This window comes from Treponema berlinense (assembly GCF_052273165.1).
Classification (GTDB): Bacteria; Spirochaetota; Spirochaetia; order Treponematales; family Treponemataceae; genus Treponema_D; species Treponema_D berlinense_A.
Window position 1 is genome coordinate 142984 of sequence record NZ_DAVZIU010000001.1, and the last position, 18955, is coordinate 161938.

Annotated in this window: 15 protein-coding genes and 1 tRNA gene; 7 read left to right on the forward strand and 9 right to left on the reverse strand. The window is 39.2% G+C overall.

The window, feature by feature from the left end; all coding sequences use genetic code 11:
• The first annotated feature begins 70 nt into the window (after positions 1-70).
• From ACT6XC_RS00645 to ACT6XC_RS00655, 3 genes are read left to right on the forward strand one after another with little or no spacing between them, the layout of a single operon-like run.
• Positions 71-1729 (forward strand): M30 family zinc metallopeptidase, encoded by a 1659-nt coding sequence (locus tag ACT6XC_RS00645; RefSeq protein WP_443740477.1) that lies wholly within the window; start codon positions 71-73, stop codon positions 1727-1729.
• An 18-nt stretch (positions 1730-1747) separates the two neighbouring features.
• Positions 1748-2074 carry a hypothetical protein gene (locus ACT6XC_RS00650; RefSeq protein WP_443738248.1) on the forward strand — a complete coding sequence of 109 codons (327 nt, stop codon included), beginning with the start codon at positions 1748-1750 and terminating at the stop codon, positions 2072-2074.
• Between the two features lie 28 nt (positions 2075-2102).
• On the forward strand, positions 2103-2459 hold the full coding sequence (locus ACT6XC_RS00655; RefSeq protein WP_443738247.1) for a hypothetical protein: 357 nt from the start codon (positions 2103-2105) through the stop codon (positions 2457-2459).
• 165 nt (positions 2460-2624) lie between these two features.
• Here ACT6XC_RS00655 and ACT6XC_RS00660 read toward each other — a convergent pair whose 3' ends face one another.
• From ACT6XC_RS00660 to ACT6XC_RS00675, 4 genes are read right to left on the reverse strand one after another with little or no spacing between them, the layout of a single operon-like run.
• Entirely contained in the window at positions 2625-3695 is a 1071-nt protein-coding gene (locus tag ACT6XC_RS00660; RefSeq protein WP_443740478.1) for a threonine aldolase family protein, read from the reverse strand.
• Positions 3696-3709: 14 nt separating this feature from the next.
• Complete coding sequence (locus ACT6XC_RS00665; protein WP_443740479.1) at positions 3710-4246, reverse strand: hypothetical protein; 537 nt, start codon at positions 4244-4246, stop codon at positions 3710-3712.
• 27 nt (positions 4247-4273) lie between these two features.
• Complete coding sequence (locus ACT6XC_RS00670) at positions 4274-4807, reverse strand: NUDIX domain-containing protein (protein ID WP_443738244.1); 534 nt, start codon at positions 4805-4807, stop codon at positions 4274-4276.
• A gap of 38 nt (positions 4808-4845) precedes the next feature.
• Positions 4846-5697 carry a GNAT family N-acetyltransferase gene (locus ACT6XC_RS00675; RefSeq protein ID WP_443740480.1) on the reverse strand — a complete coding sequence of 284 codons (852 nt, stop codon included), beginning with the start codon at positions 5695-5697 and terminating at the stop codon, positions 4846-4848.
• A gap of 75 nt (positions 5698-5772) precedes the next feature.
• Between ACT6XC_RS00675 and ACT6XC_RS00680 the strand changes: the two genes are divergently transcribed.
• The 3 genes from ACT6XC_RS00680 to ACT6XC_RS00690 all read left to right on the forward strand — a co-directional run bounded on the left by ACT6XC_RS00680 (position 5773) and on the right by ACT6XC_RS00690 (position 8625).
• Positions 5773-5845 (forward strand) — tRNA-Cys (locus ACT6XC_RS00680).
• 130 nt (positions 5846-5975) lie between these two features.
• Positions 5976-6929 carry a thioredoxin-disulfide reductase gene (gene trxB / locus ACT6XC_RS00685; protein ID WP_443740481.1) on the forward strand — a complete coding sequence of 318 codons (954 nt, stop codon included), beginning with the start codon at positions 5976-5978 and terminating at the stop codon, positions 6927-6929.
• Between the two features lie 7 nt (positions 6930-6936).
• Positions 6937-8625 (forward strand): glycoside hydrolase family 3 protein, encoded by a 1689-nt coding sequence (locus tag ACT6XC_RS00690; RefSeq protein WP_443738273.1) that lies wholly within the window; start codon positions 6937-6939, stop codon positions 8623-8625.
• On the opposite strand, the gene ACT6XC_RS00695 is transcribed toward ACT6XC_RS00690, so the two are convergent.
• The 3 genes from ACT6XC_RS00695 to ACT6XC_RS00705 form a co-directional block, all read right to left on the reverse strand.
• The gene (locus ACT6XC_RS00695; protein WP_443740482.1) at positions 8618-9301 is read right to left on the reverse strand and encodes a tRNA-uridine aminocarboxypropyltransferase; all 684 of its coding nucleotides are present in this window, start codon (positions 9299-9301) and stop codon (positions 8618-8620) included. The two genes, ACT6XC_RS00690 and ACT6XC_RS00695, sit on opposite strands and share 8 nt — an antisense overlap.
• Positions 9302-9698: 397 nt before the next feature.
• Positions 9699-12734: a pectate lyase gene (locus ACT6XC_RS00700; protein ID WP_443740483.1), complete on the reverse strand. Its 3036-nt coding sequence runs from the start codon at positions 12732-12734 to the stop codon at positions 9699-9701.
• 232 nt (positions 12735-12966) lie between these two features.
• A complete protein-coding gene (locus ACT6XC_RS00705) occupies positions 12967-13476 on the reverse strand; it encodes a PPC domain-containing protein (RefSeq protein ID WP_443740484.1) in 510 nt (169 codons plus the stop codon).
• Positions 13477-13970: 494 nt separating this feature from the next.
• Here ACT6XC_RS00705 and ACT6XC_RS00710 point away from each other — a divergent pair, with 494 nt between their 5' ends.
• Positions 13971-15347 (forward strand): ATP-dependent 6-phosphofructokinase, encoded by a 1377-nt coding sequence (locus tag ACT6XC_RS00710; protein ID WP_443737667.1) that lies wholly within the window; start codon positions 13971-13973, stop codon positions 15345-15347.
• A 125-nt stretch (positions 15348-15472) separates the two neighbouring features.
• On the opposite strand, the gene ACT6XC_RS00715 is transcribed toward ACT6XC_RS00710, so the two are convergent.
• Together ACT6XC_RS00715 and ACT6XC_RS00720 are read right to left on the reverse strand one after the other, a co-directional pair.
• The gene (locus ACT6XC_RS00715; protein ID WP_443740485.1) at positions 15473-16957 is read right to left on the reverse strand and encodes an MGH1-like glycoside hydrolase domain-containing protein; all 1485 of its coding nucleotides are present in this window, start codon (positions 16955-16957) and stop codon (positions 15473-15475) included.
• A gap of 243 nt (positions 16958-17200) precedes the next feature.
• Positions 17201-18955, reverse strand: coding sequence for a hypothetical protein (locus ACT6XC_RS00720; RefSeq protein WP_443740486.1), 1755 nt, complete (start codon positions 18953-18955; stop codon positions 17201-17203).

Consider the following 18955-nt stretch of genomic DNA (forward strand, 5'->3'; position numbering starts at 1 on the left):
AAAGAAATTTATAATAAAATAAGTTGTTTTTTTTCTTAAAAGCTGTCGAATAATCGAGCGGGAGGTAATAATGCTTTATAAAAAGAATTTGTTCTTTGCAGTTTTTGCAACGCTCTTTTTTTCTTCGTGCGATCTTGATTTTAATTTAACTACGGAAACAACTCCTTCGACAACGCCCTCAACTGTTTCCTGGGATGCTTCTCAGAGCGATATTTTTGAACTTTCGGCAGATGTAACAACCGTAAATATTTCAAATGCAACTTCCGGAAAAACACTTTATTTTGTAAGAAGAAACACCGGTTCGCAAACTATCAGTTCAACAAATACAAGGACTCTTACGGCTGCAAGCCAGAGACAGTCTTCTTCCAGCACTTCAAGGGATTTTTTAGAACTCGATGAAGAACTTCCCAATCTTCAAAAAGGTTTTGCCGGTTGCTTTATTCCTGAGCAAATTGATTTAAAAAATTATGCTTCTTCTGCCCGCTTGGCTTCTGTTTCGTCCGAACCTGCAATCAGCGCAAAAGTAGGTGAAACAAAAAATATTTACGTGGACAATAACACCGATATTTCAAATTTTGTTCAAAAATCCGCAACTCTCCGAGCAGTTGGAACTTACTGCTATGTTTGGGTTGTAGACGATTTTTATTCTTCAACTGCCGCCGAAAATAAAGTTGATTCTGCAATTGCTCAAGAATATGCGGACGCCTTTGACAAGATGTATCCTATGATAACAAATGTTTTTGGAAAGGAATCTGATAAAATTTATTATAAGTATAAGTGGCGCAATATGGAAAATTACAGCAGCACTGGTGCAAAAATAAACATTGTTGTTTACGACATTGGAAACGATTATTCCCTTTCCGAAAATCAACAGTGCGGAATTGTCGGATATTTTTATGCAAAAGACTATTTTTTTAATTATTCAAAAGATGGAGTAACTTCAAATAACGGAAAATATTTTTATATAGATTCTGGATATGCAAATTCTAATTTTGACACTACGATTTCTACTTTGGCGCACGAATTTCAGCACATGGTAAATTATAACCAGAAAACTGTTTTGAAGGATCTGGACAGTGGGAAATGGTACAACGAAATGCTCAGCATGCTCTGTGAAGATATGATGCAGGAATATTTAGAAATTAAAGACGAAGATTCTCCTAAAGCAAGGACAAAAGTTTTTAACGAATATTACTACTATTCTGGAATTAGCGAATACAATTCAAAAAAACAAATTTGTTCGTACGCAACTGCATTTTCGTTTGGTTCGTTTATTGCCAGAAATTTTGGTGGAGCGGAACTTGTTCAAAAAATCAGTCAAAATTCTTATGTAGATAACGATTCAATAACAAATGCTGTAAATTCCTTAAATGGCACAAAGTACACTTACGATGATTTGTTTGAAAAATACTTGCTGGCACTTTTGGGAAATTCAACCTATACGCACAATAAAGATGCAAGATGTACGCTCAAATACAACTTTGGTGATAACAACTCAAATCCTTATGAATATCCAATGACCGCTTACAACATTTTTGAATATTCTTTTCCTGTGAATGAAGAAGAATATTATGGACCTGCAATTTTTAAGTGTGATGCAAAAAGTGTTGAGTTAAGAGCGGAAAATGGAATTTTAATTCACAGAATAGGAACTATTTCCAGTTCGAGCCTTTCCGTCAGTTTTTCGTCTGGAACGGACTCGGAAAAAATATATTTGATAATTCGATAAAAAAAGAGATAAAATTGAATGAAAAAAATGTTTTGTTTTTTTGCCTTTGCCTTGTTTTTTTGCGGTGCGATTTTTTCGTTTTCAAAAAATGACGAAGTTGTAGAAATCGAAGGCTTTATAAAATGGTACGGAAATTCGCCCGTGGGTTTTCCAGGAATTGTATGCGATGACGGAAGAATTTTTTCGTTAAAAGTTGCTGAAGGCGCGGATTTTGTTTTGGAAGATGTTACAAGTCTTCAGGGAAATAAAATTCATCTGGAAGGAAAAATTGACGAAAATCAAAAAAATGGATTTGAAGTTCTAAAAGACGGAGTTTTTATAATTTCGGCTTTTGAAAAAATATAAAAAACTTATTTTTGAGTGGAGTTTGTTTATGGAAGATTTTAATTTTTACAGAAATTTAATCAGTGTTTTTTTAGTTTTATTTTTTGTTTTGCCAGTATTTTCGCTTTGCCATGAAATAAAAGAGGCTTCGATTTTTACAATAAACGGTCAGGTGGAATTGAGAGAGGAGCCTGTTTTGTCTGGCAAAATTGTCGCAAAAACCTTGAACCACGAAGGCGGACTAAAAGTGCGCGCCTTAAAAATCAAGGAAGCTCAAAACGGAACTTGGCTTTATGTGCTCGTAAGAAGTGGTTTTTGGTCGGAAAATGGCGACTGGATTAAGCCTTATTCTAAGTATTGGATTTTTCTGGAAGACGAAACTAAAATTTTTGATTACGAAGAATGATTTTTAAGAAAATACAGTGGACTTACGCCGGATGCGACGGGCGGCAGTTGGCAGCGAAGCTGACAATGAGGGCTACCGAACCCAAAGCAGCCGGTTTTTCCAGTTATGGACAGCGCAATTTGCGCAAATTGTCTGGTTTTGGGCAAATTGCCGTCCAAATTTAAATCACATTTCTTTTATGACTTTTAAAAGTTTTTCTACGTCGTTTTCTGTGGTTGCCCAGCTTGTGCAAAAACGGATTACGGTGTGATTTTCGTCGTATTTTTCCATAAATCCGTACATTACTTTTTGCTCAAGCGACTGCAATTTTGAATTTTCGATTACAAAAAAAACTTGGTTTGTCGGAGAAACAAAATAAAGTTTGTAGCCTGCGGAGGTGAGCGCGTCCTGAATTTTTTGCGCGTAAGAATCTGCGGTTTTTCCGAGTTTGAGGTAAAGGTCGTTTTTGAAAAGTTCAGCAAATTGAATTCCGAGTAGCCGGCCTTTTGCAAGCAATGCACCGTGCTGTTTTATCTGTGTCAAAAAATGAGGAATCAGTTTTGGCTCTGGAACTACGACGGCTTCGCCAAACAGGGTGCCACATTTTGTTCCACCAATGTAAAAAACGTCGGTTAGGCGGGCAAGGTCTTTTAGACTTACGTCGTTTTCTTTGCTTCCGAGAGCATAGGCAAGGCGTGCTCCGTCGGCAAAAAGTGGAATTTTGTATTGACGGCAGATTTTTGAAATGTCGGAAAGTTCTTGTTTTGAGTAAATTGTTCCGAATTCTGTTGGCTGAGAAATGTAGACCATTCCCGGTTCAACCATGTGTTCCCAGTTTGCGTCGGCGTAAAAATCTTTTATGTAAGATTCGATAGTTTTTGCAGATAGTTTTCCGTTTTGAGCTTTCAGCGCGATTACTTTGTGGCCTGTGTATTCAACAGCTCCAGCTTCGTGAACTGCAACGTGTCCGCTTTCGGCTGCAATTACGCCCTGCCATTTTTTTAGAAGGCAGTCGATTACTGTTGAATTTGTCTGAGTGCCGCCTGTCAAAAACTGTATTTGCGCGTCTGGAGTTTCGCAGGCTTTGCGGATTAAAGTTCTTGCTTCTTCGCAAAATTCGTCTGAGCCATAGCCGCTTGTGTGCAGCAGGTTTGTTTCGAGCAGTTTTTTTATGATGGCAGGATGTGCGCCTTCCATATAATCTGATTGAAAGGCGAGTTTTTGCCCTTCGTTTTGAGTAGTTTTGTTTTCGTTCATTTTTATTTCCTGATTTATTCTTCTGTTTTTAGGCGCGGACACTGTTCAAGAATTACGTTGAGCGCCTGATTTCTTATCTGTTCGTTTGGAAAAACCATGGTGATTTTTGCTCCGGTTTTTGTCAAAATTTCGAGAAGCTTAAAATCGACATTTGTCGTTTCTTTTTGGTTTTCGTAACTAAGTGTTGGTAAAGAGAGAATGTTTTCGTATTTTATGGCGGTTGTGTCGCTGATTATCATATTTTCGTAAATGCCGTTTATTCCGCTGTTTACGACTTGTTTTGACGCAATGCTTGAACCCAAAAGTGCCGTCAAAATAAAGACTACCGAAAGATAAAGTTGGAAATTTCGGAATGGGATTACTCCGAGCAAAAGCGCACAGACTGCAAATGTTAAAATCGAACGCAAAGGAAAGTCTGACCTTAGAGCCATTTTTAATTCGCCACATTCTCTTTTTAATTTTTTAATTTTGAATGGAATTGAAATAATAAGTGCTGCAAAAATGCAGTAGCCGGCGATTGTAAATGCAATTGTTAAGTTTTTTACGTCCATTTTTTTTCCTTTTTGTTTAAAATTGTCTTAGTTTTTTGAGTTTACCTTTTTTAGCCAGAGTTTTAAAGTTTTTTTTGCGCTTTCGAAGGCGAGGTTTGCGTTGTCTACATCTTCTTCGGTTTGAATTAAAACTCTTTTTAAGCTGGCAACTTCGCTTTTTTGTGCGGAAAATTCCGTATTTTCTGGCAAAATTGCTTCAAAAAAAAGGTCACAGGTTTTGTAGGTAATGTTTTTGTATTCGTAAGTGTTTGGAAAACTGCAAAGATATTTTAATTCCACAGGTTTTGCCCCGATTTCTTCCATACATTCGCGGAGACAGGCTTGTTCTGCTGTTTCGTCTGGATCTACAAAGCCTCCTGGAAAAGCGAGAAAGCCTTTTTTGGGTTCTTTTGCACGTTCTTCCAGAAGAATTTTGTTTTCTTTGTCGCAGATTATTAGACCGACGGCACTTGCAACGTTGTTGTAAAGGTCAAAACCGCAGTCCTGACACAGCCATTTTCGGTTTTTGACATTTTTTATGTTTTTGCTTCCGCAGTTTGGGCATAAATTAAAATCGTTCATAAGCGCTCCATTTTATTCTCAAATTTTTAAGTTGCGATTTAATAATATAAAATCTCAAAATTGCATAACTTTTTGAATCCGGTTTTTTCGTAAACTTTTATTGCCGCTGTATTTTCTGTTTTTACAAAAAGTGTGCACTTTTTTGACTGCGCGGCAAGTTTTTGGCTTACGCTGTTCAAAAGCGCTTTTGCAAGTCCGCAGTTCCTGTATTTTGGAACCGTAAAAACTCCGCCCAAAAGAACATAATTTTTTCCTTGAGCGCTTACAGTCAGTTTGCAAAGAGGTACATTTTTGATTTTTCCGACAAAAACTGCTCCTGCCTCGACAAAATTTTCAAATTTTGCAAAGCAATGGTCTTCGTTAAAAAGTTCTGGTTCAAAAAGAATTTCTTCTTTTTCAAATTCAACTTGAAGCGGAAATACTCTTGAAATTTCCTGTCCGGTGCATTTTTCTACGGAAAGCTGTCGGTTCATTCTTGCAAGATCTTTTGCCGAGTCAAAACGTCCGTTTTCCATTAAAAAATATTCGATTTGAACTTTTGGTGTTTTTTCAAAACGGTTTTCGAGGATTTTTTTCAGCATTAAAGTGCCACTTTTTTCGCCTGAAATGCTAAAAATATATTTTATTGAATTTTCTTCAAAAAATTTTACAAAGGCGCTTTCGACTTCGCTTCGGTTTTTTCTGTAAACTTCTGGCAGACAGTGGTGAATTGAACTTCCCTGCCACCAGCTGAAAACTCCGTGAATTTCGCCAAAATTTCCTCTTAAAACGTAGATTGATTTTCCTCCGTGGAGAATTTCAGAATAAAGCGTGACTGAAAATTTTTCGTAAGGAAGCATATAACTGAGAATTTCGTTTTTGTCAGCATCCTGCATTAGTTCAATAAACATTTTCTACATATTTTAGCGTTAAAAGGTTAAAAAGACTAGACACGAATTTTTATTTTTTATATACTGAACAAATACGGCGTCTTACCCAAGTGGCTAAGGGAACGGTCTGCAAAACCGTGATTGAACAGTTCGATTCTGTTAGACGCCTTAAAAAGCGGTAGTGATTGCAAAATTACTTCCGCTTTTTTATTTCCGGGAGCCAATGGCAAAGCCTGTTCCCGTTTATATATATGTGCCCTTATGTAGAGTAAGGGCATTTTTTTTTGTATAATCAAAATATGCAAAAAGATTTTTACGACTTTGTTGTGGTTGGTGCAGGCGCGGCTGGTTTGACTGCGGCGCAGTACGGAGCCAGAAGCGGACTTTCTACTCTTTTAATTGATTGCGGCGAAACTGGCGGTCAGGCATTGAATATTTTTAATCTGGAAAATTTTCCAGGTTTTTTTCCATCGGTAAAAGGCTCTACTTTCATTCAGAATATGCTCTCTCAGACAGAGAGTTTTGGCGCAGAAATTCAAAAAACAAAGGTTCTTTCAATAGATAAAATCAAGGGAAAATTTTTGATCGAGACAGAAAATGGCAAAATTTCGGCTTATTCTGTTTTGATTGCAACGGGCGCAGCTCATAAAAAACTTGAAATTCCGGGCGAAGCAGAATTTAGCGGTCGTGGTGTAAGCTATTGCGCAACCTGCGATGGGCCTTTTTTTCGTGGAGGAAAAATTGTCGTTGTTGGCGGTGGCGACAGCGCGTGCGAAGAGGCATTTTATCTTTCTTCGCTTGCAGACAGCGTAATTCTTGTTCACAGACGCGGAGAACTTCGTGCTCAAAAGGCAATTCAGCAGAAAATTCAAAAAGTAAAAAATATTTCTATTCTTTACGACACTCAGGTTGAAAAAATTAACGGCAAATCAAAAGTGGATTCTGTTTTGCTTAAAAACAATGTTTCTGGCGAAAAAACAGAGTTTTCGTGCGATGCTGTTTTTGTTTTTGTTGGAATGAATCCGCGCACAGAACTTGTAAATATGCTAAAAAAAGACGAAGGCGGTTATCTTATTACAAATTACAAAATGGAAACTGCTGTGTCGGGAATTTATGCGGCAGGCGATGTTCGGGCAAAGCCTTTCCGGCAGCTTATTACAGCGGCTTCAGACGGAGCAATCGCAGCTCATCAAGCGCACGAATACGTAACCCTGCTTAAAAATTCAAAACAGTCAAATTCTAAAAGTGAATAAAAATATGATGAAAAAAAAACTTTTCCTTGTTTGCACAATTTTTGCTTTAATTGCCAGTTTTTGTTTTTCGCAGACAAAAATTCCTGAAGACGCGGATTTTTGGAGCGATTATCCTGCGGAAGAGCTTGCTGATTTTTTGGTTGGAAAAATGAGCAATGACGAACTTTTAAGCCAGATTTTAATGTTTGGTTGGGCAGGTGCAGAACCGAGCGAACTTTTAATAAAATGGGTTTATGAACGCGGACTTGGCAGCGTAAAAGTTTTTGGATGGAACACAGACAATACTCAGCTTGTCGCAAGTTCTGTTGCAACACTGCAAAAAAAATCACAGTCTCGAAAACTCCGGATTCCTCTTTTTGTGGCAACCGACCAGGAAGGCGGATGGATTCGACATGTAAAAGGCGAAACTTCCGAAACTCCTGGTAACATGGCAATTGGCGCAAGCGGTTATCCAATCGACGCTTATTATTCTGGTTATTACATAAGTCGCGAAATCAAGGCTCTTGGAATAAATATGAATTTTGCTCCGACCGTAGACAATTACACAAATTTACAGTCTTCGGTAATCGGTCCACGCTCTTTTGGGTCAAATCCTGACTTTGTAGGCCAGCTTGGCGCAAGCTTTTCTGCTGGTTCAATTGCGGCTGGAGTTATTCCGACAGCCAAACACTTCCCGGGACACGGCGACACAAGTCTCGACAGTCACGGAAATCTTCCTCAAATTGACATTGACTACAAAACCCTCGAAAACCGAGAGCTTGTTCCGTTTAAGTTTTTAATTGCCGAAAAAATTCCTGCAATTATGAGTGGTCATCTGAGTTTTCCAAAAATTATTTCAAACGGAGAACCAGCGAGCCTTTCAAAAGTTTTTTTAACCGATATTTTGCGCAAACGCCTAGGCTATGAAGGTTTGATTATTACCGACGATATGATGATGAACGGAGCGACAATGTACGCTGGAAGTTTGAGCCGGGCTTTTCGTCTTGCAATTGAAGCTGGAAACGACATCGTAATTTCTTCGACAACTGCGCGCTGGAACGAAAGTTTGTGGACTTCAAACCTTGCCCTCATGGAATCAAGCACGGTTTTTAAGCAAACTGTCCAAAAAGCCGCAAGACGCGTAATTTTATACAAATTGAATTATTTTAAGAGCAATAATGCCGCTCCTCTTTATCCAGATTCAGTAACCCTTGACCAGAAAATTCCAGACAGAGAAGGGCAAAAATTCTTTTTAAGCCAGGCTTGCCGTTCAATAACAGCCTACAAAACAGGAAAATGCCTGCCTTTTGCTCCTGACGAAGACGAACGCATTTTGCTTGCTGGGCAGACCCAGTTTCCTGATTTTTTTGAAGAGGCAAAAAAACGCTATTCAAACTGTGCGGAATTCAAATTCGACTACGAAATGGGGCCTAATCAGGCAGACTGGATGAGCCGCAATATTCAAACAACTGCAAAAAATTATGACACAATAATAATCTGTGTTGCAAATGAACGTAGCGCAATGATTGCAGATCATTTGAAAAATCTCGGCAAAAAAGTCGTAATAATGTCGGTTCTTTCTCCTGTTCCGGTGTTAAACTGCAAGTGGGCAGACACAATTTTGCTCGGCTACAGTTATTCTCCATACACCTTCAAAGCGTTATTTGGCGCTCTGAATGGCGAATTTGAAGCAGACGGCGAACTTCCGCTCAATTAAAATCGGGAATTTCCTTTTTTTTTGTGAATTTGTAGTCATTTGCGTGAGTATTCGGCAAAAGCCCTGCAATTCTGTCGTTTTCTTTTTGGAGCTGGAATTTTATCATCATTTTAAAAGCGTCCATTAAACTTTCAGGATTTGAGGCCTTTTCAATAAAACCGCTTTCCTGAAATTCCTTTATCAAATAATAGCAGGTTTCGATTGTCGAAACACATTCCGGATGCGGTTCTCGCTTAAAAGTAAAAATCGAACGGTATTCACTAGAAAAACTCAGTTTTGGAAGCGCCATGATATTTGTCGAAAGTTTAATCATTTTTTTTGAGCAAAACCACGTTGAATCAATAATAATTGCCAAAAGTTTTCGACCGTTCAGTTCTTCCTTAAAACCTTCCTTTTTAGAATTCCAGGCATTCTGGTCAGGATACAGCAAAACTGGAAAATACTGCGGATCCTGTAAAAGTCCGCACAACCGTTCATTTTTTGTAAAATCGATTCCCATAATAATTTCAGAATCAATTAAGCCAGCGTGAGCAATTCGTCCGGTTCCAGTGCGCTGCCTTTTAGCTTCTTTCGGATGCATTAAAAAAACAAATTTAATTCCTGGGTCAAAAGGCTTTAAAACTTTGCAGACACAACTATCTTTTGGTCTAAAACATTTGTAACAAAAATCGCGCATTTTGAAATTATAAAAAAAAATCAAACGAAAAGAAACCGTTTTTTATTTTTTCGGAGCACATTTTACGCTCAAACCGGCTTTCCGCCCTTCCGCTATCCGCTCCATTGCAGCACGAAAATTAAAAAATTTCCGTGCTGCAACTTCGGGGCTCCAATCCGGGCTGCAAGCCCGGTCGTGCGCTTTTAGCGCACACGTAAAAAAACGGGTTTTGCGCAAGCAAAAGCCGCAGCATGCGCCTGCATGCAAGCATCCGGGCTGCAAGCCCGGTCGTGCGCTTTAGCGCACACGTAAAAAAAACGGGTTTTGCGCAAGCAAAAGCCGCAGTGCGCAAAAAAAAGTGCCGCCCAAAATTTTGGGCGGCACTTCGGCCAAGTTTAGATTTTGTAGTTTCTAAAAATTATTTAGCATTTGCATTTTTTGACACGTAATTGTAGTCAGCACCAGTGTTTTCTGGAGCATTGTCTGTAAGACGGAATAAGTCGCCAATATCAAATACTCCGTTTTCATTACGTGGAATACGGTTAAATGAACCATCAGCGTTAAATCCATTAGCCCATTTTGTAATGTCTGTGTTTACAAATGTTTTTGCAACATCAACTGAAGTTCCGTCAGCGTTTACAGATTTTGCACCGTTAAAGAAGTAGTTGTTTTTTGAAGCAAGGCGTTTTGCAAGGTCTGGATCGTTAGAAGCGTCAAAGTTGTCGCCTGCGCCACCGTTTGCAGAAAGAACTCCATCTGCCTTAAATACTCGCGGGTTAGCAGCAGCTTTGCCTTTTCCGTAAAGAGAAACGTTGTAGTTTCCGCTTCCGTAAACTGTTACGTGGTCAAGAATAAGTGCTGGGTTAGAGTTACAGGTTACACCGTTTACTCCATTTCCCCAAGAAATTGAGTTGCGGAGAATATGTTTGATTGCGATTCCGTCGCCACCAAGTTTAAATCCGTTTCCGTCACCGTTTCCTGTTCCGTCGAGTTTTGTTCCGTTTGCGTAAGTAATACAGTTGTCGATAAGAACTGCGCCGATTGCACCTGTTTCTACCTTAGAGTAGAAGTCCCATCCGTCGTCTACGTTGTGGTGTGCAATACAGTTACGGAATACGTTGTTTTCGCCTGATGTAAGTTTAGAAGCAAATCCGTCTGCATTGTTCTGAGCCGGGTCAGAGTTTCCGAAAGATTCGCAGCCGTAAATCAAGTTGTCGTGTGGCCATTTGTCAAAAGTTTCAGAAGAACGTCCAGAAATCTGAATTCCTGTATCGCCGTTAAGGTAAGTATCTACCATTCTGATTTCATTGTAATTTCCTGCAACTTGGAGCGCTTTTACGTCTCCTGGAGTACCTGTAATATCGAATCCCTGGAGTGTCCAGTAGCTTCCGTAAAGGTTTACTGCAGTAACTTTTGCCTTAGATTTTGAGAAGTCGATGATTGGGCGTGTTCCAACGTCTGCGATAAGATATTTTCTTGCTTTTGCAGTACCGTCGTTTCCGCGCTCAATTTCGATGCTCTTTCCAGGATAGTAAGTTCCTGCTTTGAGAATGATTTTCTGTCCAGGCTGGCAGTATGCAACTGCTGAACCCAAGTCGAGAGGATCATCGCTTGTGCCTTTTCCGAATGCATTTGCGTTTGGAGAAACATAAAGAACTTTGCCATTGTATGTTTTTGAAATAATTGTGTGAGCGAAAGTTACTGGCTTATAGTTTATTTCGTAGTCGTTATCTTCTGCGTTGAACTGAGCAATAACTTTTTTAGGAGCAGGACGCCAGTTGTCTTCTGGATCGAAGGTAACGAGAAGGTCGTTCATATTCTTGCTGATTTTGATTGTTTTTTTGTAATCAGCAAAAACTTTTCCTGCTGGAACCGTAATTTTGTCTCCCTTGATGAGAACTTTTCCGTCAGTTGTTTTTACACTGATAGTTCCGTTTGCATTTGTTGTAAATGCGAATGGATATTTCTGATTGTACCAGGTTGTTGGACAGTCGATTGTTGTTGAAAGAGGAACCAGTTCTGGTGGTTCTTCTTGAGCTGGAGGGTCTTTTTCAGGATCAGTGATATTTAGAACAACATCAGAGAATGTTGCGTTACATCCGCGTGCTACTGCAAAACCAATGTAAATATGGTCTTTGTCGAGCTGGAGAAGTTTGTTGTTCTCTGGATCGTACATTATGAATTCTTCTTTTGTGTCTTCAGAAGGGATTGCACGCTTGTAGATTGCATGGTAACCAGTGTTGTCTTTTTTGAGAGTAACGCGATATGTGTCGCCTGTCTTGATTGCATCTGAGCCCTGATCATAAGAGAAAGCGTCTGATTTGCTTGTTGCGTGAGATTTTATTCCTTCGTCGCCAAGCGCAATAATTTCGTCAGTAAGTCCGCTTACAAAACGAGCGCCAATTCCGTCTTTAATTTCTTTTTTTGCACCGTTGATGTGTGTTGTAAATTTGCGTGTAATAACTCCTGCCGAGTTATTATACGCAATCATCAAAGGCTGTCCTTCAACGCCAAGACGGTCGAGTGCAAGAACACCAAAACCTTCCTGTCCGTCAGCCATTGGATTGTGATAATCTACGTAAACTGTAGCTGTAAGTTCAAAGTTCTCTTTTTTAGGATCAATTACTGTGTAATAGAAAGAAATTCCGTCAAAGTAACTTTCGAATTTACCGCCTTTTTCAAGGATATTGCCAGTATTTTCGTCGTAAGTACATGAATAAAGTTTAACTTTAAGGTTGTTTGGATCGAGAAGTTCAAAACGGTTGCGAGCAGGATTCGTGGAAGTTCCAAATTCTGTGAATGTCCATACGCGCTCTTTTTCTTCACGCACGAGTTTGTGCATTGCTAAAGAAGCGACTCTTTCTTTGCCACGAACAGCATAAACTATAATGTCGCTGAAATCTCCGTCTTTAAGACCTTTGATTTCTGCAGAAAGACCTTTTGTTGAAGGAAGTTCTTTTGTTTTGCCTTTTTCTGTGTAAGAAACAATATAATTTTCGGCTTCTACTACAGGATTCCATTCTACTAAAAGTGTGCTTTTGCCGATATTCAAAACGTTTAAAACAGGTTTTGTGAGTGGAAGGCTAAAGTCGAATACAACAGGATCTGAAGCCTTTGCTGTTGATTCGTTATTGCGCTGTGTATAAACAGTGAATGTGTATTTTCCAGAAAATTCAGGTGTGAATTCAGAATGTTTTGCGGCTCTGCGCGCTTTTCCGAATGTGTTTTTTACAGGGCTTCCAAATGGACCTTTCATTTCTACATAGCCTTTGTCGGCTGTTTTGGCGTCTGTAGGAGCGTTAAAATTTACGGTAATTTCGTTTGGATTTCCTTCGCTAAGACCTACAGATGTGATTTTTGGGGCTGCAACGCTTGACCAGTCTGGACGCGCTGACTGAGCAAATCCAAAAAAAGCAAGGGCTGCAAAAATTCCCAAAGAAACAATTTTTTTCATCTTGTTCTCCCATAAAAAGTCAAGCTTAAAACTTAAGTTTTAGAATTGACTTTTTATTGCAATTTCGTAGCAAACTGAGAAATTGCAATTGATTAGTAAGTTTGCAACGCAAACTTGTAGAGATAAAAACAGACACCATTTTCGGCTGTTTTTATTCTATCTTCTGTATTAACAAAAAACGCAGACTCTCGTTTTAGGAAAAGTCTGCGCGCTTAATTTAGTTAGAATTTAGTTACTTTCCAACGTTGATTTTGTAGATGTTGATACCTGATTTTTTAGAGAAAACTGTGTAAGTTCCGTCAACAGAAACTTTTACAGAACCTTCAGAAGCAAGTCCGCCTTCACCGTTAACATCTTTGTCCATTGAAAGTTCTGCTACAGTTTTTCCGTCTGGTCCAATTACAACGATAGAGCGCATATCTGTTTTTGAAGTAGAGTTTCCCCAAACAGTGATTGTTTCACCTGCTTTTACAGGGAAAGAAACTGAACGTGCAGAAGCGTTTCCACTGCCCTGAAGCTGAAGAGCCATGTTGAATTCTTCGCCGTTTGCTGCTTTGTGCAATGGTTTTTTAGCAATGTTCATGTATTTTTCGGTTGTTGCATGAAGAACGAAACCATCTTCTACAGCTTTGTCTTCTGTAATAGTTCCTTTTTCCTGGTCTTCAGCGCTAAAATAACCTTCTGCGAATGCTGCTGTACAAAGCATAAGACATGCAGAAATAATACCAACTAACTTTTTCATTAAAAGCCTCCTCGTTTTGGCGTTCCTAAATCATAGAACAAATAAATTATTTTTTGGATACGCAGTTTTTATGTTGAATAAACAGCGAATAAAAACTGCTATGTTCTAGTATACAATAAAATCGGGAAAAAATAAGGGCATTATTTGCAGAATGACGATATTTAAATGATTTTTTTGCAAAAAAAATAATAAAAAAAGCAATATTTTATAAGTATTTTGCAAAAATATGCGTTTAACCGAAAACTTAGCCCGGATCGGAACGGCGCACAGCGTTCAAAAGGTGAAAAGAAGTTTTCGCCTTTTGAATGGAGCGAAAGCGGAACCGTGCAGAGCCGGTTTGTGAGTAAATTGCGCTCACAAAAAATAAAAATAACGAAGAATAACCATAGATTTATTTGAAAAAAGATTTTATACGTTGTAAAATTTGACTGTCTTTGGAAATTTCGTTTTTTAGAGGTTTTCTGGATATTTATTGCTCACAAAAAGAGGTTTTTATGGCAGAGAAATATGATTTTAGTATTGAACAGCTCGGGCCTTGCAAAGTTCATTCACCGATTGAACTTTCTACAAAGCATGGTGATTTTCGTGCAAACTATGTAAAAGATTCTTCGTTTGTAAGATATGCGGTAAATGTTTTTGAAGATTCACCAAAAGAAGACAACCTTGATGTTTCCAATCTTATGCAAAAAGCTGGTCCTCGTGAATACATTTATTTTAATCCGGCTCATGTAAATGCAGGTATTTGTACTTGTGGCGGTTTGTGTCCTGGTTTGAACGATGTAATTCGTGCCGTTGTCCGCTGTCTTTATTATCGGTATGGTGTAAAAAAAATCCGCGGTTTTCGATTTGGTTTTAAAGGTTTTTTTCCAGAAAGCGGCTTTGATACGATTGATTTGAATCCTGATTCGGTTGATGACATTCACAAAATCGGAGGTTCTTTTTTAGGAACTAGTCGTGGTGGCGGAAACCGTACGGCCGAAATTGTTGATGCCATTGAATCGTTGAATATAAATATGCTTTTTATTATTGGTGGCGATGGAACTCAGCGCGGTTCGCTTGATATTGCAAATGAAATTGAAAGACGCGGTTTAAAAGTTTCAGTTGTTGGAATTCCTAAAACTGTTGACAATGACCTTTTGTTTATTGACCGTTCTTTTGGTTTTGAAACTGCGGTTCAGCGTGCGACGGAAGCGGTTTCTTCAATTCATATGGAAGCTTTTAGCCAGATTAACGGAATTGGTCTTGTAAAACTTATGGGACGAGAATCTGGTTTTATTGCAACTGAAACGGCGATTGCGAGTCACGAAACAAATTTCTGTCTTATTCCTGAAGTTCCTTTTGAATTGAACGGTCCGAACGGATTTTTGGAACATTTGGAAAAAAGAATTATGGAACGCCATCATGCGGTAATTGTCGTTGCTGAAGGCGCGGGACAGGATTTGCTTGCTACTACTGACGAAACCGATGCTAGTGGCAACAAAAAACTTGCAGATATCGGCCTTTTTCTGCGCGACAAGATAAATGAATATTTTAAGTCGAAGGATATTCACATCAACTTAAAATATGTTGATCCAAGTTACCAGATCCGTTCTTCTGTAACCACTGCAAACGACTCGATTTATTGTGAACGTCTTGGAAGTTATGCGGCGCATGCGGCTATGGCAGGAAAAACAAAGATGGTCGTAGGGCTTGTAAATAACAAATATGTTCATTTGCCGATTCAGATGGTAACTAGAAGACGCAATTTTGTTGATCCAGAAGGCGCTTTGTGGCGCGATGCTTTGGATGCGACAAGACAGCCGATTCTTATGGTAAATAACCTTAATACTCTTCCAGAAAAATATATGAAAATGCGCGAAACTCACGATTAAGTTTTTGAGCAAAATTAAAAGATTAAATGAATAAAAAAGCCTGCTGTAAAAGTTGAAGTTTATCTTCAAAAAAACAGCAGGCTTTTTTATAACCAAATTTTGAAAAAACGAATTTTCTTAAGTTGTTAAAGTTTATCAATAAGCATTGAACATTTTCCGCTTGGAATTGGCAGAGTTTTTTTCTTTTGATCGAGAATATTGATTGTAAAGTAATAGAGCTTTTCGCTTTCCATTTGGATTTCCCAACCGCGGACAGATTTGTTGCTCAAAATTGTGATTAAGTTGCGTTTGAGGGAAAGTTTTTCGATTCCCATAATTTCGAGGTTTGGAATAATCCAGTCTACTGTTTTTCGTGGTAAGCTGATTGAAAGACCGATTACGTTTTCTATCATAAGTGCGATTGTTGAAAGTCCGACAGACTGAAGATAGCGCTGTTTTGGATATTTTGGATCTGATTCCATAACGGCATGACCCTCTTTGCAAGGTTTGTATGCTTCGTACATATCGCCTTTTTTTCCGTTTGCAGGCTGTAACCCTTCGAGAACAAAATAAAGGTGTCTGATTGCACATTCGCGGGCAAGAGCATAGTGCTGGTATTTTTCCAGACCTTTTATAACCATAAAGTTGAATGCTGGATAAACTGCGCCACAGAAACCTTCCCCGTTTTCGTTGAAGTTTGGACTGTCTGCGCTCAATGTTGGGAACGGATGGTCTGTTCCAAAAGTGCAAGGGTTTGAAAGATGGTCGATTAAAGCGTCTGCGCGGTCAGCATTTGGAATTTCTGCCAAAAGTGGCCAGAAACCGGCGATGGTTTTTTGAGAAAGCTTTTCCTCGTTTTTGTCCAAATCGTAGTAAAAACCTGAATCGTTGTCCCACATCATTGAGTTGATTCTCGTTTTGAGGGAAAAGTATGCGCGTTTGTACTGGAAACTTATTTCCTTGTCGTTGAGAATGTCGCCCAAAGCGCTCATATGCGCACAGTTGATTGCCATTGCAGAGTTAAAATCGACTGCATAATAAGTGTTTTGTCGAGGCGAATTGAACATTGTGCTTGCAGAGAATGGCGCGCTGTAAAGACCGTTTGGCTGTTTGTAAGTTTGGTCCACCCATTCCATGTATTTTTGAAGAACAGGCATAATCTCTTTTACGCGACGTTTGTTTGCAGATTTGTGGTAAAGATTGAATTCTGCCCAGGCAAAGAGCGGAAGACCGATTCCTTCAGGGTTGTCTTCTGTAAAAATCGGGCTACCTGTTTTTAAATCGTATTTCCAGCGGATTGCGCCGTTTGGTTCCTGTTTTGAGTAAAAATAATCAAGGTTTTGGTTTGCCGGATAATTGCGGTTTGAATAAACGAGAAAGAATGAAGAAAAAATAGATTCAAACTGGTCAATCGTGGCAGAAGCTATTGTGTTTGGGGTTTTTGGTTCTGTTGTTGAAGTTAAAACAGGATTTCCATCGTTGTCCTGAGGATAGACAAAATAACCGTCGGTTGGATCTTCTGTGAGTTTTGAATTTAACCAGAACCCCGAAAGCCAAGTCCATGTTTTGTCGTAGATATCTACAAAATCCTGATCGTAGAAGTGAATTTTAGGAAAGTCGCGTTTGTTCACAATTGCCCCTTAAATATAATGCGTAAAAAATAAACTACAAATGAGTGATTATTCTGTGATTATATCATAAAAAACAGAATTTTACGTAAAAAAAACAATTTTTTTACAGCAAAACGTAGCCCGGATCGCCACGGAAAGACCGCAGCGAAGCGAGGACTTGAAGTAAGAGCCGGAAATTCCGAAAAATGTGCATTTTTAACCGGAAAATTTTGGTTTTAAGACCAAATGTGCTCCAAATTTTTATTATTCGTTACGGACTGTGTTAAAGTACAGGCGGATTTTTTCGTTTGAAACTTTGTGCCGCGACTTTAAGAACAGAGTATGCGTTTTTTCGTTGTAAATGTAACCCGACGAATTGTAAGTTTCGAATCGAGGGTCTGTGTGAAATGAAAGTCCGTAAATTTCGATTCCGACAAAAGGTTTTATTCCATTTATGATTATGTAATGAGAATCGCCTTGCTTGAACGAAACTGTGATTAACGCTTCGGAAGAATTTTCGTTTTCTTCGTAAGTTATGTTTGAGGCGCAAGTCCAGGCCCAGACTGTTTCGTTTGAAGTTTTGTCCATTACAAGCGAATGCGGATAATTTGCGTTGTTTTTTATCAGAACCGGGTAAAGTTCTGCAAGGGTGCGGAGGTCTGTTGCTTTGTTCTGGGCAAAAGCCGTGTTTATGAGCATGTAGCCGCCTGCGCAATATTCTGGAACTGCAAAGAGTTTTCCGTAGTCAATCAGGACGGTTCCGGTTTCGACTGTCTGGACAAATCCTGCTGCAAAATCCCTGTCGTGCAGGGTGAGAGTGTCGTCAGAAACTGAAAGATTGCATGCCTGTGTGATTGAATTTAAGCACTGTTCTGTAACTGGCTGGAATGCTTCTGCAAGCGGACTGTCTGCTTTTTTGAGCGAGAGATAAACTTGAAGAATAGAGGTTGCCTGAAGGAGGGTTGGCTGAAAATCCTGAATCGTTGCTGGAAGGGCGGCAAGGAGCTTTACATTTTCGAGCTTTTCGTTTCTGAGCAGGTAGTCTGCAATGTTGTCAGCAGAGAAAACGTCGATGGAATTGTGTTCGATGGCATTTTGAATCATTGACGCAAAATTTTCATTTGCCATTACAAGGCTCGGATTCATTGCTACGAGAGTATTAAAGTATGGCGAAGTAAAATATGTTCTTCTTGCTCCGTTTTTGAACGAATCTGGAACCGCTTTGATTGCTTCCTGATAGCGCGATTGAGAAGCCATTTCTGCTACAAAAGCGGCAACTACAGTTTCCGAAATCGTAGAAGAATCTGAAAATAACGAATTTGCCTGAGAAACAAGCGCGTTTCTAAAATCGCTGACTGTTGTTTCGTAGGCTGCGGCTGTTGCTGTCTGAGAATCCGTAGGAATAGAAGCAAAACTGAATGCCTTTGTCGGGTCAAGACGGGTGTACATTGCAAGATTTGCGTTTTTTGTAAGGATAATTTGAGTGTCTTTTATCTGATTTGCAGACATTGTGTAAGAAATGTTTTTTGAACTAAAAAGTTGTTTTGAGCGGCTCTGTTCTGTAACTGAATAGCCCGAAACCGGACTATAATAGAGAGAAAGCGAAGAGTCGTTGTCTGGTAATTGGGCGGCGATTGAAAGGCTTGCGCGTGGAGTTATGTCGCTTACCGTAAAAGTGAGAGCTGTGTTTTCTGTAAAGTTGAATTTAAAACTTTGCGGAGAAGGCTGTTCCCAGGAAAGCAAGGTGAGCGGAGTTTGATTTTGAGTTTTTGAATTGAGGAGAACAGCTGGATGAACGTCGTCCGCCGTAAACGAAATTCCCTTAAAAGAAATGCCGACTGTGTTTTTGAGCGACATGTTGCCGTCGGCATCCTGCGTTTGAGAAACCGATATTCTTAAAAGGCCTGCATTTTTTAAAATAACTGATTCGCTTCTAAATTGGAGAATAAAAATTCCGATAATAATAAAACCGTAAAGGAAGGTTAAACCGAAAGCTTTTCTAAATGGATGTCTAAACAT